Source organism: Cohaesibacter marisflavi (genome assembly GCF_963665895.2).
GTDB lineage: Bacteria > Pseudomonadota > Alphaproteobacteria > Rhizobiales > Cohaesibacteraceae > Cohaesibacter > Cohaesibacter marisflavi.
This window is the reverse complement of record NZ_OY762534.1, coordinates 2,419,735-2,435,013: the sequence shown is the minus strand read 5'-3', so window position 1 is coordinate 2,435,013 and position 15,279 is coordinate 2,419,735. Positions and strand designations below refer to the sequence as shown.

The following is a 15,279-nucleotide window of genomic DNA, read 5'->3' as shown; positions in this document are numbered from 1 at the left end:
ATAGGCGCGATCAAAAGTAAATTTAAAATAATTGGCGGTTTTGTTAATAGAGAAAGGATTGTTTATTAAATTGAAATCTGCAATTTTAATTGAATTATTTATGTGGGAATTTTATAGAGCTTAGATTATTTAATAAATTTCTTTTCTTTTTGTGGCAAGAAGTTGAAGCGTATGAACAAAAATTTAAAACCTTGCTGCTAACCTGACGAAAAGTCGTGGAATTGCTGCTGGGAGGCCAACAGTGGAACCAGAAGAGTTTACTAACGAGATCCGAAGGATCAGGTCTGATATCAATAGCTTGGGTAATAAGATCCGGGCTGCTGACTATGGGCATTCGTCCGATGCAAAAATGGTCGCCAAGCAGATGGGAGACTTAAAGGAGCAGATCAATATGCTGCTTCATCAGGTTGCCCCTATTGAAGATATTCACCTCAAGAGCCTTGCGGTCGAAACAAGACTGGAGCGCGTAGAGCGCCGCCTGAAAAAGCAGGATGAGATCAAGCAATTGATGTCAGTGGAACAATTGCGCCATACTTGGCTGCCGATTTTTGCTCTGATCCAGTTGGTCTTGAGCTGGGCCATCTTTTTCAAATGAACGACAAGCTTGCTGTGCAAGACAAGCAAACCCGGCGTCTGTGTGGCACCGGGTTTTTTGTCATTGTCTATTCTTGGCAAAGATCAGGAATGATCAGTGGGCCATCAGGCACGGAATAGGCATGGATTCCAGCATTCCACGGGTGGCACCGCCAAGCACGAATTCGCGAACACGGCTGTGTCCATAGCCGCCCATGACAACAAGATCATTGCCATTGGCTTCGACATATTTGATCAGCGCATCGGAAACCCCTTCCTCTGTCGAGGCGATCTTCTGGACCGAGACATTGACGCCGTGGCGCGAAAGATAGACCGCAAGATCGGCCCCCGGATCGCCTGGCAAGTGGAGTTTTTCCGCGTCCACCATGACGACTTCCACCTCTTCAGCCTTTTCCAGAATGGACATGGCGGCATAGACCGCATGGGCTGCGGTTTTCGAGCCATCCCATGCTACCATGATCTTCTTGGCCGAGAAGGCCTCAACGCCGACATAGGGCACGATCATGATGGGGCGTCCTGAATCGAACAGGGCGGCCTCTATCAGGTCCACGCGCAACGGCTCCGGACGGTCCGGATGATCCTGCCCGATAACGATCAGATCGCACATGCGAGCATGATTGAGTAAGGTGTCCAGCCCGCCAGGCATGATGTCCAGGATGCGTGTTTCAAACGGCAGACCGTTGACTTTGGCATAATCGGAAAAGCGCTCAATGGCGGATTCTGCTTTTTCCTTTGCGCGGTTGCGTGCGTCTGTGATGAATTGGTCAGGGACTGGTTGCACCATGAGCGCCGGAACAACCGGCTCGATCAGCGGGGCGACGCCGGTCAGATGGGCATCCATCTGCGAAGCCAGCTCGCTAGCGATCTGTACGGTGGCTGTCGTGAGATCCGTTTCAATGTCCAAAATGCAGACTACGTCTTTAATGGCCATGGTTTGGCTCCTCTATATGCCGGGCCGACAGGATGGCTCCCATGACCCTGTTGTTCTATTGCTTTGCGTCTTTTCCGGCCCCGTTTCTTTAAAAACAGGCCGGAGCAATATCCCTGTATAAAAATTATGCCGCCTTGGTTTGACCAACTGCTTTGACAGGGATCAAGGATTGACCGGAATTAGCAAGATCCGGCATAGACTTAGGCAGTATATAGAAACGGGAATCTATTCGACGTCGGACGGGTAGTGTCGCTTACTCAGACGGCGAAACTATGACAGATCAACGCTCAAGTTGTGCTCGGGCTGCCGCGCGCAATTCCCGTTCGCTGGCTCGTTTGAGGCTGTGCTCACGCCAGATCGTAAAGGAACCGGCAGCCACGACAACGGCGCTGCCCGTCAGCATGGCCATCGTAATGTTTTCTTGGAAGATGAAATAGCCAATGAAAAGTTCGTAAACCAACTGGAAGTAAGTGATGGTCTGCACCGTGACGGACTCGGTAAGGGCCAACGCCTTGATGAGGAAATAATGCCCGCTCACACCCGTAAGGCACAGCCCGATGAGCCAAGCCCAGTCGGTGGGTGTCACTGGGGACCAGAAGAAGGGGCCAATGATGCTGGTGACGATCAGACCGATGATGCCGGTATAGAAGAAGCTGACACTGGCCGGATCATGACGCCCCGCGATGCGCGTTGAAATATTATAGAAGCCCAACGTGATGGTGCAGAGCACGGGCATAAAGAACCAGTAGGTTAGTTCTTGCCCGAAGGGATTGATGATCAGCAACATGCCGCTCATGCCGATGACAATCGCAACCCAGCGGCGCCAGCCGACCGTTTCGCCCAGAAGAGGGACCGAGAGAATGGCGACAACCAGAGGACTGGCGGCAAATATGGCCTGACTGAGCGCAAGTCCCACATAGGCAAAGCTCAGAATGGAGATGATGATCTGCCCGACCAGCAGAAAACTACGTGCGATCTGAAGAACAAGATGATTGGTATGGATCGTCTCGCGAAATCCCTTGGGTGAGCGGAGTGCCCATAGAATGGCGAACAGCGCAAAGGCCCAATAGCGCACCATGGTAATCTGAACCGGATGATAGCTGTGACCAATCACCTTGGTGATGGTATCCTGACCGGCAAAGATCGTTACGGCCAAGAGGGCATAGAAGGGACCGGAGAGGCGCATGGTATGGCTTTCAGAGCGGGGGGACAGTTTGGGAATGCATCAAGCAACACAAAAGTTGCCTCAGTGACTGATCTCGACGATTATCTGTTTGAACCAGTATGAATTCAAGTCTTTATTACAAGGATATCAAAAGTGTCCAAATCTCTTTGTTGGACGCAGAAACCGGCGAGCCATCGGTCGGGCTGCTAGCATTCTGTGTTTCGGGAGCAAAGCCAAAAGCGACAGATGCTCAAAAAAGGGAGCCAAAGGGCTCCCTTGAAGTGAATATGCTCCTCAATGTCCGGGCAGATCAGGCGGCCCGCACAGACTGTAGGAAGCTGGCGATGCGATCGCGGATCTTGTCTGTTTCCTTGACCATATCCAGAGAGCTCTGCAAAACATCGCGGGCATTGTCAGACGTCTCGGACACCGAGGCGGTCACTTCATCGATGTTGCTGTCGACGGCCGTGGTCCCTTGCGCTGCTTTCTGCACGCTTGCACTGATTTCAAGAGTGGCATCTCCTTGCTGGGAAACCGCTGCGGCAATCGAGCTGGTGTAGCTGTTTACATTCTGCATCGTGCTGGCGATCTCTTCAATCGCCTGAACGGCTTCCTTGGTGGAGAGCTGAATGTCGTTGATCTGGGTCGAAATCTCTTCGGTCGCCTTCGAGGTCTGGGTTGCCAGCTCCTTCACTTCGGCAGCGACCACTGCGAAGCCCTTGCCTGAGTCGCCAGCACGAGCAGCCTCGATGGTTGCGTTCAGGGCAAGAAGGTTCGTCTGCTCGGCGATATCCTTGATGAGGGTCACGACCTGACCGATGCGCTGGGCTGCGCTATCAAGGCTGGCCACCTTTTCGTTGGTGCTTTGCGCTGCCTGAGAGGTTTCGGTCACCACGCGCTGGGTTTCGCTGATCTGGGACGAGATCTGGTCGATTGAGGTTGCCAATTCTTCAGCCGATGCAGCCACGGATTCCACATTGGTGCTGGCGTCAGTTGATGCCTGGGCAACTTCGCGAGAGCGATTGAGAGTGCTCTCCGTCTTTTGGGCCATTTTCTCCGAAAATGACTGCAAGCTGTTGCTGTGGTTACTGACCTGATCCAGCATTTCGCTGATGCTCGACTGGAACTGGTCAACCAACGCGTCAACGGCTGCGGAGCGTGCCTTTTCTCGCTCTTGCGCCTCGGTTTGATCCTTGGCCAAAGAATCCGCCGTTGTGCGGTGGGCGTTGGCTTCCTCCATCGCGCTGTTTGCGCTTGTGATGACCTTGGCAAGTGTAGCTGTCAGCCAGACAAGTACACCGGCCTGCAAGACAAGAACGGCGGCATGCATGAGCACGCGAACGATATCTGCTCCCCCCGGGAAAACAGCCATCGGGTAGACAAAGTTGAGCAGCAAATGATGTACTGCGACCACCACGGCCCCCACCATGATGGTCCGCCAGTTGCACCAGCCCGCCAGAACCGCAAGCGTGGCAAAGAAATACATATGCCAGTCGATCTGGTAGGGGTGTTCGGCGACAATATAGACAATGAGTGCGACTTGTGAAGACAAGGCAACCGCGCTGAGATCTTGGGTGAGGATCGAGGCGCGGCTCTTGAGAGCGGAGAGGGTGGTTACGCCTGCGCCAACCACAGCGACCGCAGTTGCGATCCAGCCGGTGTTGGCCTCCAGTGCAACCGTAAAGATGGCCGCAAGGGCCGCATTGAGCCAAAGCAGCCCAATGATGAATTTCAGAAATTGTGCTCTGATGCTGTTAAGATCGGTCATGACGCTTGCCCGTTATTATCCTTATTCAACTGATCCATTTGCGTAAGACGCCTGAAGAGTGCGTTGTCGCACAAGGCTTGCTGGCAAACAGGCCGAAAAGGCCTCGCCACTACCAACAAACCAGGCACCTGAATGATAGAGCCGTGCTGTGAAACCCGGCTCTTCAGAGACACCGATTGCGATCCATGGTTTGTTTCCCATGCCAACAAATGCGCCGCCCGCTCTTGCGATGACTTCAACAGCAGCGGTTGGCGAAGACCATGGAGGAACAAACACGACGATCTTGTTGCCAAGAGCGCGCGGGAGAGACGCAAAGACTATGACGCCAAGGGTCAGCAAAACAAAAAACGCCCCGACCAGAGCATAATGCTTCAGGCCCGGTTGATCTGGGCCCTGCCTGTTTTTGGTTGGCAGGGAATGCTCGGCAAGTTTCCTCATTGCGCGCTCTTTTCGGCACGTGTGTCATATGCCTTTTACAATGAGGCGAGGGCCTTAAGATTGAGTAATGTACTGGTATAAAACAGGCCCTCTTTTTCTATTCTCGCAACTTTGAACAAGCTGTCCACATGCCTTGCGCAATTTTGGACAGAAATGGGGAATGGCTTGTAAGTATAAGGACTTAAAAGAGAAATGTTCGAGAAAATTGTGCTAAAAGGACAAGCCAGAAGAGCGGTCGTGACACGACAGGTACGCGCGATGGCTTGCTCTTCCTGACAGGCGCAAGAGGGCTCGCCTTTGCCTTGGTGCCGGTTAGCCTTTATAGGTAAGGAACGTCAGCTTGGTGTCGCCGTAACCACGCTCTTCCAGCTGTTCAAATCCGGTTGGAATGGCAAGCTCTGCCTTGGCATCTTCTTCCCAGATAACCAGCGCCCCGGGTACCAGCCAACTGCCCTTTGCAGCGCTGGCAAGCGCCTGCTCGCCGAGCCCCTTGTTATAGGGTGGGTCCATGAAAACCAGAGTGAAGGGCTCCATCGTGCCGACCTCTCCCAGCTTGGTGGCATCGCGCCGGAAGATTTTGGCTACGCCATTCAGGCCGAGCGTTTCCATATTGGTGCGGATCAAGCCGCGCCCTTCCACGCCTTCTTCGACAAACAAGGCCGCCTTGGCACCGCGCGAGAGCGCTTCGCAGCCAAGCGCACCGGTTCCTGCGAAGAGATCCAGCACCCGTGCCCCTTCGACCGCATTGTCATAGCCATGCGCCAGAATGTTGAACAGGGTTTCCCGCACCCGATCCGTCGTGGGCCGGATGGCCTGACTTTTCGGAGTTGCCAATTGCTTGCCTTTGCAGCGACCACCAACAATGCGCATGAGCTGGAATCCTCATCTGGTCTTGATATCGTGTTCAAGCGCCATGCAACTCACTTTGAGAGCCCGATGACGAAAAGAAATACGAAAGAAAAAGAAAAGAGGGCGGTTCCGCCCTCTCCATAGGTGATATTTGCCTTAGCGAGACCCGCGATCCGAGCCGCCACCTCGTGGCTTGCCGCCCTTGAAGCCACCGCGACCGCCGGAGCGATCCGCGAACTTGCCGCCGGAGCGTCCCTCGGAACGACCACCCGAGCGATCATCGGAACGGCCGCCAAAGCGATTGTCCGAACGGCCCTGAGACGGTCCATTGCCGAACTTGCCACCGCGCTTGCCAGCAAATTTACCGCTGTCGGCCTGTTTGCCGCCCTTCTTGGCGATCCGTGCATTCGGATCCATCAAGTCGGCTTTTTGCGGCCGTCCACCCACTTTGCGTACAGAGCGTTCACCCGTTTTTTTGCCGTCGGCACCTTCTTCGCGATACACATAGTTTGTGCGGCGTGGTGCGCTTGGGTCAAACGGCTTGCGTTCGGCATAAGGGATGGCGTTATAGCTTGGCTTGTCCCGCCGATCATAACCGCGATCATCGCCATCACGGCGATCTCTGCGATCGCCACGGTCTGGGCGATCCCCTTTGGCAAAACGGTCTCCGCGATCAGGACGGTCTCCGCGATCCGGGCGTCCTCTGCGATCACCGCGATCATCATCATCAAAGCGCTTCTTGGCGCCTTTCTGACCGGCAATCACGCGTGCGCCTTCCTTGGCAGAAAGATAGCCACCCTTGGCGCCGCCTGACTTCTTGCGGTCGTCCTTCTTTTCCTGCTTGGGCTCTTCCTTGGGGACTTCCGTGAGAATTGGAGCATCAAAATCGGCGCCGGCCTCTTCCACTAGGCGTTCACCAAGCTGATCTCGCAGGATGCGGCCTCGGACTTCCTGCACCTTGCCTTCATCCAGATCCAGAAGCTGGAACGGGCCATAGGAGACACGGATCAGACGGTTCACATCAAGCCCTAGATGGCCGAGTACCTTCTTTACTTCTCGGTTCTTGCCTTCGCGCAGTGCCACGGTGATCCAGACATTGTCTCCGACCTCGCGCTCAAGCTGCGCATCAATCGAGCCATAGAGCACGCCTTCCAGCGCAATGCCATCGGCCAGTGTGTCCAATTGGGCCTGCGTCACCCGGCCATAGGCACGCACGCGATAACGCCGAAGCCATCCGGTGGTTGGCAGTTCGAGAACACGTGCAAGGCCGCCATCGTTTGTCAGCAGTAACAGGCCTTCGGTATTGATATCAAGACGTCCCACGGTGATGACCCGTGGCAGGCCCTGCGGCAGCTTTTCAAAGACGGTTGGCCGTCCTTCCGGATCGGAGGTCGTGGTCACCAGACCTTTGGGCTTGTGATAGAGCCACAGGCGCGTGCGCTCACGCACTGGCAATGGCGCGCCGTCGACCAGAACTTTGTCCTTGGTATGGATGTTGACCGCTGGGGTATCCAGCACCTTACCATTGACGGAAACGCGGCCTTCCTTGATCCATGTTTCAGCATCGCGGCGTGAGCAAAGACCGGCGCGTGCCATGATCTTGGCGATGCGTTCGCCTTCTTCCAATGCGCGCGTAGGCGGGGTGTAAGCCGGGCCTTTGGGTCTGTCGTCTGATGGTTTGGAGAATTTCTGTCCGCTCATGCGCGGGGATGAGGCATAGCTCTTGCCCTTGAAGCCACCAGCTCCGCCTCCAGCAGAACGGCGTCCCTTGTCGAAACCGCCTTCGCGTTGCGGGCCGTTGCCGCGCCGATCGTCGCTGCGCCGCTCGTTGCGGTCACCACGATTGTTCCAGTCTCCGCGATCCTTGCGAGCCGGACGGTCGCTGCGGTCACTGCGGTCTGGGCGATCTCCAGTCTGGCGCAGGCTTCTCTCTTGAGGGGTCTCGCGGCGAGCATCCACGCTCGGCGACCAGCCTTCCTTGCGGTCAGCGCTTCTATCGTCGCGCTTCTTGCCAAAGCCCTTTTTGCCGGAGAATTTGCCTCCGGATTTGCCAGCGAACTTGTCGCCGAATTTGTTAGAGCCACCTTTGCGCATGCCGCCCTTGAAAGAGCCTGATGCGGATTTGTTGCGATGGGCGCCATCCCGGCGCGCATTTTCGGAGCCTTCTGGCGACGTCGCGTCGGCAGAACGGGGTCCATTTTGAGCAGATTTGCGTTCCATGGCGAAAGCCTTTACCACAACTCCCTGAGAAAAGGCGAGAAGAAAAGACTTGCCTCTCATGCATAGCTGTCAGATTTTGTCGGTAGGACTAACAAACCCGGCAAAAACGAGTAAAAGCGAGCAAAGGGAACTGGCATGGAGCATCCCACAGCCGGCGCAGGGCCTTCTGAAACGGTAAATGAGCGCAAGGCAAGTTTCATGGAAATGGCGCTGGAAGAAGCCCGCAAGGCCGAAAGCTGCGGCGAGGTGCCCATCGGAGCCATATTGGTGCATGACGGGGAGGTGTTGGCGCGGGCCGGTAACCGGACCATTGCGGACAATGATCCTACGGCCCACGCCGAGATCCTGGTAATCCGTCAAGCTTGCGCAAAGCTTGGAAGCCAGCGCCTGCCAGACTGCGATCTCTATGTTACCCTTGAGCCCTGTCCCATGTGTGCGGCCGCCATATCATTTGCCCGCATCAGACGCCTCTATTATGGCGCTGCAGACATCAAGGGCGGCGCTGTCGAAAGCGGTCCCCGGCTTTATAACCAGACAATATGCCACCATGCACCGGAGGTTTATTCCGGCATCAGTGAACGGCAGAGTGCTGAACTTCTCAAGTTCTTCTTCCAATCGCGAAGAGAGTGAAACCCAAAGGGTTGGAAGACAGCAGAACAATCAGGGGAAGGGGCTTAAAGAAAGTCGGATCGACTGATTATCGGACGGATTGTCAGGCAGAATGCGCCCGCTTGTGACCTCGGGACTGCATGAGCCTTTCGACGAGTGTAACCATCTTGTCAGCGAAGAACATGCGGGATTCAGTAGACAGAATTCCGTCGTCATCTTCTTTGCTGAAAAACATGATTGAGGAAACCGGGACGCCGAAAATCTCGGAATATTTCTTGATGATCTCTGGTGTCGGACGAACCTTGCCGAGTTCGTAATCCAGCGCAGCCTCGGACGAAACGCTCAGCTTGCTGGCAACCTCATGAATGGTCATCCCTTCGTTTTCACGCATCAGAGTGAGAATCTTGTTAAGCATGGCAATATCCTTAATTGCACTTCATTGAAACTATTTCTCCTCCTGAATGCCAAAGTAGACCTCTTGGATCGCAATGCAAGACACCAAGTAGTATTACATACGCTGTTTTTATTATATTTTCCCAGATGTGCACAGCTCGTCGGCTTGGTATGCATAGCTGCAATGCCTAATCGGCAAGATGCGGAAAAGAAGGAAAAATTCCTCAAGGAATTGCGCCAAAACCAGCGAGAGGGAAAGCCGTTTGAAGCGCTCGGCCGTCTGTGGCATCCTCCGCGCTTAAGGAAACAGGGGCACTGATTCTGATGCCCGCTCTCTACAACATGTGTGACCCTTTATGAGTGACAGTTCCACCATTATCAAACAGCTGGACGAAGCCACCATCAACAAGATCGCCGCAGGCGAAGTGGTTGAGCGGCCGGCCAGCGTCGTCAAGGAACTGGTGGAAAATGCCATCGATGCGCAGGCCGACCGGATCGAGATCATCACCGCCGGTGGTGGCAAGAATCTCATTCGCGTGGTGGACAATGGGCTCGGCATGACCCGGGATGATTTGCAATTGGCTGTCCGGCGGCATTGCACATCCAAGCTGGACCCGGATGATTTGATGGATATTCGGCATCTGGGCTTCCGTGGTGAAGCGCTGCCTTCCATCGGCTCCATTGCCCGGCTGGGGATCACCTCGCGTCATGCTTCAGAATCCCACGCCTGGGAGATTGCCGTGGAAGGAGGGCGCGAGAGGGCGCTCAAGCCTGCAGCACTCAATATCGGAACGCGGATCGATGTGAAGGATCTGTTCTTCTCGACCCCAGCAAGGCTGAAATTTCTCAAGAGTGACCGCGCCGAGAATATGGCCATTTCCGAAGTCATCAAGCGCATTGCCATGGCCAACCCCAAGGTGCGCTTTACGCTGACAGGTGAAGACCGCTCACGGCTGGATTACGCCAATGTCAACGGTCCCGATGCCCATCTGGTGCGTATGGGGCAGGTGATGGGCAAGGCCTTCCGCGACAATGCGGTGGAGATCGACGCTCTGCGCGACACCGTCCGCCTGACGGGATTTGCTGGCCTGCCGACACTGAACCGTGCCAACAGCCTGCAGCAGTTTGTCTTTGTCAATGGCCGCCCAGTGCGCGACAAGATGATGCTGGGGGCCATCCGCGGCGCTTATGCGGACTATCTTTTCGGTGGCCGCCACCCTTGTGTGGTGCTGTTTATCGACCTTGATCCCCATGAGGTCGACGTCAATGTGCATCCCACCAAGGCAGATGTGCGCTTCCGCGATGCAGGGCATATTCGCGGCCTGGTGGTTGGAGCCATCCGTCAGGCAATTGCCGCCGCAGGCCACAGGGCAACCAACACCGGCGGCTCGGCTACGCTGGCCGCGTTGCGTCCCGATGGTGTGCGGGCAACAGAAGCAGGCAACGCTGTGCTTTCTGGCGGAGGACAAGGCGTGAGTGCTTCCTCACCTGCCAATCGGCCAGTGTCATCCTACCAACCTGCCAAACCACTCAACTGGGATTGGCGCCAGAGCGTCTATGCGCCACAGACAGCAACCCAAGAGCAGCCCTCGTCCGAGAGCGAAGAGGGGGCGCCCTTGCAGGAAATGCAGGAGCGACCACAGGATGGCTTCACCGCGCCGCCTGCTCAATCCTCGCTGGCCCAAAGCACGCCTTTAATGTCTGGGATGCCCGAGATGCAAGGACGTATGGCCGATGTTTCTACCCCTTCGGCCGATGCCCGCGCCAACGATAGCCTACCCGATCCTGCCGCCCTTGGCAGACCCTTGGGCGCAGCGCGGGCGCAGATCCACGAGAATTACATCATCGCCCAGACAGAGGATGGCCTCGTCATCGTCGACCAGCATGCCGCGCATGAGCGTCTGGTCTATGAAAAACTCAAGGCATCCCTTGCCGCAAAGGGCATCGCCCGGCAGGGGATGCTCATTCCCCATGTGGTGGAAATGGAAGAAGATGATGTCGAGCGCCTTCTGGGGGCGACAGAAGAGTTAGAACGTCTCGGTCTGACACTGGAAAGTTTCGGACCGGGAGCCGTTGCCGTGCGCGAAACTCCTGCCATTCTGGGCAAGCCCAACATAGAGCGCTTGGTGCGAGATATCGCCGATGATCTGGCTGAATGGGACAAGACGTCCCGCGTGGAAGAGAAAATCCTGCATGTGGCCGCCACCATGGCCTGTCATGGCTCTGTCCGTTCTGGTCGCCGATTGCGCGCGGAAGAAATGGATGCCCTTTTGCGCGAAATGGAAGCCACGCCGCATTCCGGCCAATGCAACCATGGCCGCCCCACCTATGTGGAATTGAAGCTGAGCGACATTGAACGGCTCTTTTCGCGTAGCTGAGTGTCAAACGATCCTTCGTGGTCAGCTTTGACGCCCAATACCGGTTGCGCCTGACTTTTCTTCTTCTTGCGGGCATACATAAAGGAAACGATAGCGCGGCTCGACCACCAGAAAGCCGCTCTTGATCGAGCACTCGGCCCGGTCCGTTTCATCAAGATATTTCCGTGCCGCCTTATAATGCTGCGCCTTGCCCGGCAACACGTTGGCCATGCCCAGCGCCAGCCCGTTGATCAGCCCGCCCTTGAAGGCAGTGCCAAGGGGCGGCGTTGTTGTGATGGTGTGTTTTTCGCTATTTTCCATGATGCGATAGGCCTGTCCGTCAAGCTCCACATGACGCACGTCGGTAATGGAGGTGACATCCTCAACCATGCCAGTTTGCCCTCCGTTGGCACAAGCAGCGAGCAGGAGGCATAGGCCAGACCATACAGAACATAAAGCGCGTTTCATGGCGAATCCCTCACGCGACGGGGTGGTTGGGGTGGCAATTTCCAAGTGTATTGAATTGTGTTTACACGATTTGGCTGCTTTATTGGATGGAAGAGGGCTCTATCCCCGGCTTTTTACTGCCATCCGGCCCATGCTGACAGGGAGGCGTCATCTCTCTGTCACACCAATCAAGTGAAACATTGCCCGAGCCTGAGCACCCAAGTGCCATGCGCAGAAACCGTCGCATCGAAAGCCCGCAGATCAACATGAGAGCAAGCACCCAATGAAGCATTTCCTGCATGTCATGAAAGCCGCGCAATATTCCTACGCTGGCTGTATAAGGCTGTTTCATGAAACAGCAGCGCAAGCCGAATGCATCTTTTTTGTAGTCTTGCTGGTGATCTATGGTCTTGTCGGTGCCACGCCGGAGCAGTTTGCCATTCTGACATTCCTGTTCCTGCTAACCATTGCGCTGGAGGCTCTCAACACGGCTGTGGAAGTTCTGGTGGATCATCTCACCAATGATTTCGCGGAATTTGCCCGTCAGGCGAAAGATCTTGGCTCCTTTGCCGTTTTTTGCGGCTTGACCATGTTCTCGCTATACAGTCTTTATGTGGTCTATAGTCAACTATAATCAGAGAGACCCCAAGGCTCATGCGCAAGGACAATCCGCACATCACCACGATCAGAAATCATATTGCAGGCACGACCCGCGCAATCAAGGCGGTGGTTGGTATCGTTCTGCTGCTGTTGGCGCTCTATGTGATCTTCGGCTTTTCTTTTGATGGCGAGAATGCCTATCTCTTTATGGCGGTGCTGATTGTGGCCTTCACGGCCTTCGGTTTCGGCTGGACCTTTGCCTCGCAGGGCATCATGGGCTGGTCACGGCAAATCGATTTTGATTTTGAAAAGCGCCAGATGCGCCAGACATCGGCTTCCATTCTGGGGCGTTCTCGTCCGTTCATCGTCCCATTTGTCCGCATTTCCGATTTTCATGTTCATCCGGCAGGGGAGAAGGGCCGGACCCCAGGCAGCGACGAAGCGGAGATTGAAATGATGGATGTGAATGGTGGTGTTCTGCTCCATGCTGGCATTTTCGAAAGCTCCGCAGCGGCTGAAGAGATCGTCACTCGCATCAAGGCCGCTGTTGCCGAAGATGCCGATCCGGACGAAGCCTAAAGCAGACGCTTTCTTCGGGGAGGGGCGTTTATAGAAGGGGTTACAGGCCTCTCGAGCTCTGCTCGTAAATGCGCCCCCAACGCACCCGCGACCATACCCGCTCGTGGAAGCAATAAAAGACAAAGCTGGTCAGCGCCGAGGCGAGGGCAATGCCGCCACTCGCGGCAAAGGAGCGGGTGAACAGATAGCCCACGAGGGTCATGGAAAAGAGCCCGAGGATCTGCCAGCTCACAGCCTTGGCAATGGTTCTTGTTCTTGTATCCATCCGTCTCTCCTTAAATATGTCCCATGAATAGGGCGCGGGGTCGCAACGCCTGATGAGGCAAAGCAACGCCTTGCGGTGAGGCGTATCACGCGCCAACCGATTGAAATCAAGTCAAAATTGAATAGTAAGAGCGCGAAGCGCCATAACCCTTTCTACCTTGTCAAAGGAAGATTGGACATTCGGTGCTTTTGCTGCATAAAATGCATTTTGCAGATAAAAGTCACCAATGGGGAAGGAAATGGACAGACGAGACCGGGCGACCCTGTTCCGCGAGCGCCTGCTGGCGGCGATGGATCTGTGTGGCATGTCGCGCAGCGCGCTGGCCCGTGCAACCCATGTGGATCGTTCCACCATCGGGCAATTGCTCAAGCCTGATCTTGCCCGCCTACCCAATGCGCAGTTGGCTGCCGATGCCGCGACTGCGTTGGGCGTCAGCACAGATTGGCTGCTCGGGTTGACAGATCGGCCAGAGCGCCCCGGCGATGTGCTGGCGTCCAGCTTTGCTCTCAGTCCGGCAGAACGCAGTGCTGCGGATGCACAGATACTGGACTGGCACAAGGAAGCCGCCGGTTACAAATTGCGCCATGTGCCCGCCACTTTGCCCGATATGTTGAAGACCGAGGCGATGCTGAAATGGGAATATGCAAGCGCGTTTGATCATGCTTCCGCCTTGGCCATCGAAGCGATGCAGGAGCTGTTTTCGTGGCTCAGGTCAGGGCAGTCGGATTATGAAATCGCCATGCCGCAGCATGAGCTGAGAGCCTTGGCGGCGGGAAGCGCCTATTATGCAGGTTTGTCCCGGGAGGTGCGGCTAGAGCAGCTGTGCTTCATTGCGCGCATGTGCGAGGAGTTGTATCCGCGCCTGCGGCTCTTTCTCTTTGACGCGCGCCAGATCTACAGCGCTCCGGTTTCCATCTTCGGCCCGAAGCTGGCTGTGGTCTATATCGGAGAGTTTTACATCGCCTTTCGGGAAAGCGCACGCGTCAGCTCGTTGACCAGTCATTTTGACAGACTGGTGCGCGAGGCTTCAGTTGACCCGCGCGCCGTGCCCGGCTTCATCGAAGAGCTGAAAAAGACGATGCCGGAGACATAACCCTACCGAAGCATCGTAGAACGCGCATCGCCAAGGCTATGCGCATCCATTAGTCTGCTTATTTATTGCCGGAATCGAAGCCGACCAGAATTTGCACATTTCGCTCTTGCGGCATGGGAATGGCAATCGCTTCATCTACCTTGGCAAACAGGCCCGAACGATCCGGCGGCGCAAGCATTACAGGCACCTTGTGCAGCTTTGAATAGAGCACATTGTCTTTCTGCTTGACGACAATACGCAACGGCAGAACCGCCTTGTCCTTCTCGCCGGACTTCGGCCCGCCCAACACACGACCGGCGACGCCGACCTTGATATACATCTCCGCGCCCATGTCGGTGCATTCGCGCGCGGTTTGGGTGATGTTGGCCTGATGGATCAGCATATTGGGGTTGCCTTCGCCGCCCCTTGCATAATTCTGATAAACGTTGGTATCGCCCAGAATGCTCACCGACGGGCAATAGCCGTTGATCTTCTTGGCGTTGTTGAGAATGAGATTGGTCGTACTGTCCACGATGGTGCCTGCATTGGCAACATCCCGTGCGCTGGACGTTACGCCCGGTGCGGCAGGGGCTGTCGATGCGGCCTGTGGCGCATCAGAATTGCTGCTGCCAAAGCTTGGCATTTTCAAGCCGCCCGGTCCGCTTGCACAGCCCGATAGCGCCAGCCCCAAGGCGCTCATGGCGGCCAGTTTGCAGATATTGGAAAAAGACACCGACATCATCCACTCTTTCTTTACGCGTCACATCAAGCTCGGAAAAGGCGATCACCATGTGCGACTCAAGCCAACCCGTGCCCTATTTGGCCCAGACTTACAGCAAAAATACGGCCAATGCGAATAATAACCGGCAATCTGGCTTTTGCAATTCATCCAAGCTGCCAAATTACCTCGATTCAGCATTTTCTTGCCTGATCGGGACTGAATTTTCCATCAACTTTTGCCAAGAAATGGCTTTGGATCGGATTTTCCAATT

Annotated in this window: 16 protein-coding genes; 6 read left to right on the top strand and 10 right to left on the bottom strand. The window is 55.4% G+C overall.

The window, feature by feature from the left end:
* The first annotated feature begins 298 nt into the window (after positions 1-298).
* On the top strand, positions 299-595 hold the full coding sequence (locus tag ACKPCT_RS12140; protein WP_139229237.1) for a hypothetical protein: 297 nt from the start codon (positions 299-301) through the stop codon (positions 593-595).
* 93 nt (positions 596-688) lie between these two features.
* On the opposite strand, the gene ACKPCT_RS12135 is transcribed toward ACKPCT_RS12140, so the two are convergent.
* From ACKPCT_RS12135 to ACKPCT_RS12110, 6 genes are all read right to left on the bottom strand, one after another.
* The gene (locus tag ACKPCT_RS12135) at positions 689-1,525 is read right to left on the bottom strand and encodes a universal stress protein (RefSeq protein WP_090070998.1); all 837 of its coding nucleotides are present in this window, start codon (positions 1,523-1,525) and stop codon (positions 689-691) included.
* Positions 1,526-1,805: 280 nt separating this feature from the next.
* The gene (locus ACKPCT_RS12130; protein ID WP_090070996.1) at positions 1,806-2,711 is read right to left on the bottom strand and encodes a DMT family transporter; all 906 of its coding nucleotides are present in this window, start codon (positions 2,709-2,711) and stop codon (positions 1,806-1,808) included.
* A 289-nt stretch (positions 2,712-3,000) separates the two neighbouring features.
* Complete coding sequence (locus tag ACKPCT_RS12125; RefSeq protein WP_319569316.1) at positions 3,001-4,458, bottom strand: methyl-accepting chemotaxis protein; 1,458 nt, start codon at positions 4,456-4,458, stop codon at positions 3,001-3,003.
* A gap of 21 nt (positions 4,459-4,479) precedes the next feature.
* Positions 4,480-4,896: a hypothetical protein gene (locus ACKPCT_RS12120; protein ID WP_090070992.1), complete on the bottom strand. Its 417-nt coding sequence runs from the start codon at positions 4,894-4,896 to the stop codon at positions 4,480-4,482.
* Positions 4,897-5,208: 312 nt separating this feature from the next.
* Positions 5,209-5,766 (bottom strand): 16S rRNA (guanine(966)-N(2))-methyltransferase RsmD, encoded by a 558-nt coding sequence (rsmD, locus tag ACKPCT_RS12115; protein ID WP_319569315.1) that lies wholly within the window; start codon positions 5,764-5,766, stop codon positions 5,209-5,211.
* 135 nt (positions 5,767-5,901) lie between these two features.
* The gene (locus tag ACKPCT_RS12110; RefSeq protein ID WP_319569314.1) at positions 5,902-7,965 is read right to left on the bottom strand and encodes a pseudouridine synthase; all 2,064 of its coding nucleotides are present in this window, start codon (positions 7,963-7,965) and stop codon (positions 5,902-5,904) included.
* A 135-nt stretch (positions 7,966-8,100) separates the two neighbouring features.
* On the opposite strand from ACKPCT_RS12110, the gene ACKPCT_RS12105 reads away from it, so the two are divergent.
* Entirely contained in the window at positions 8,101-8,595 is a 495-nt protein-coding gene (locus tag ACKPCT_RS12105; RefSeq protein ID WP_210186694.1) for a nucleoside deaminase, read from the top strand.
* A gap of 82 nt (positions 8,596-8,677) precedes the next feature.
* Here ACKPCT_RS12105 and ACKPCT_RS12100 read toward each other — a convergent pair whose 3' ends face one another.
* The gene (locus ACKPCT_RS12100) at positions 8,678-8,989 is read right to left on the bottom strand and encodes a helix-turn-helix domain-containing protein (RefSeq protein WP_090070988.1); all 312 of its coding nucleotides are present in this window, start codon (positions 8,987-8,989) and stop codon (positions 8,678-8,680) included.
* 334 nt (positions 8,990-9,323) lie between these two features.
* Between ACKPCT_RS12100 and mutL the strand changes: the two genes are divergently transcribed.
* Positions 9,324-11,345 carry a DNA mismatch repair endonuclease MutL gene (gene mutL / locus ACKPCT_RS12095; RefSeq protein WP_319569313.1) on the top strand — a complete coding sequence of 674 codons (2,022 nt, stop codon included), beginning with the start codon at positions 9,324-9,326 and terminating at the stop codon, positions 11,343-11,345.
* A gap of 21 nt (positions 11,346-11,366) precedes the next feature.
* On the opposite strand, the gene ACKPCT_RS12090 is transcribed toward mutL, so the two are convergent.
* Complete coding sequence (locus tag ACKPCT_RS12090) at positions 11,367-11,714, bottom strand: hypothetical protein (protein WP_319569312.1); 348 nt, start codon at positions 11,712-11,714, stop codon at positions 11,367-11,369.
* 340 nt (positions 11,715-12,054) lie between these two features.
* On the opposite strand from ACKPCT_RS12090, the gene ACKPCT_RS12085 reads away from it, so the two are divergent.
* Positions 12,055-12,405, top strand: coding sequence for a diacylglycerol kinase (locus ACKPCT_RS12085; protein WP_319569311.1), 351 nt, complete (start codon positions 12,055-12,057; stop codon positions 12,403-12,405).
* 20 nt (positions 12,406-12,425) lie between these two features.
* Complete coding sequence (locus tag ACKPCT_RS12080) at positions 12,426-12,950, top strand: hypothetical protein (protein ID WP_090070980.1); 525 nt, start codon at positions 12,426-12,428, stop codon at positions 12,948-12,950.
* A gap of 40 nt (positions 12,951-12,990) precedes the next feature.
* Here the strand turns inward: ACKPCT_RS12080 and ACKPCT_RS12075 are convergent, their stop codons facing one another.
* Entirely contained in the window at positions 12,991-13,215 is a 225-nt protein-coding gene (locus ACKPCT_RS12075; protein WP_090070978.1) for a DUF2061 domain-containing protein, read from the bottom strand.
* 238 nt (positions 13,216-13,453) lie between these two features.
* Between ACKPCT_RS12075 and ACKPCT_RS12070 the strand changes: the two genes are divergently transcribed.
* Positions 13,454-14,308: a helix-turn-helix domain-containing protein gene (locus ACKPCT_RS12070; protein WP_090071312.1), complete on the top strand. Its 855-nt coding sequence runs from the start codon at positions 13,454-13,456 to the stop codon at positions 14,306-14,308.
* 58 nt (positions 14,309-14,366) lie between these two features.
* Here ACKPCT_RS12070 and ACKPCT_RS12065 read toward each other — a convergent pair whose 3' ends face one another.
* On the bottom strand, positions 14,367-15,020 hold the full coding sequence (locus ACKPCT_RS12065) for a hypothetical protein (RefSeq protein WP_319569310.1): 654 nt from the start codon (positions 15,018-15,020) through the stop codon (positions 14,367-14,369).
* Between the last annotated feature and the right edge of the window lie 259 nt (positions 15,021-15,279).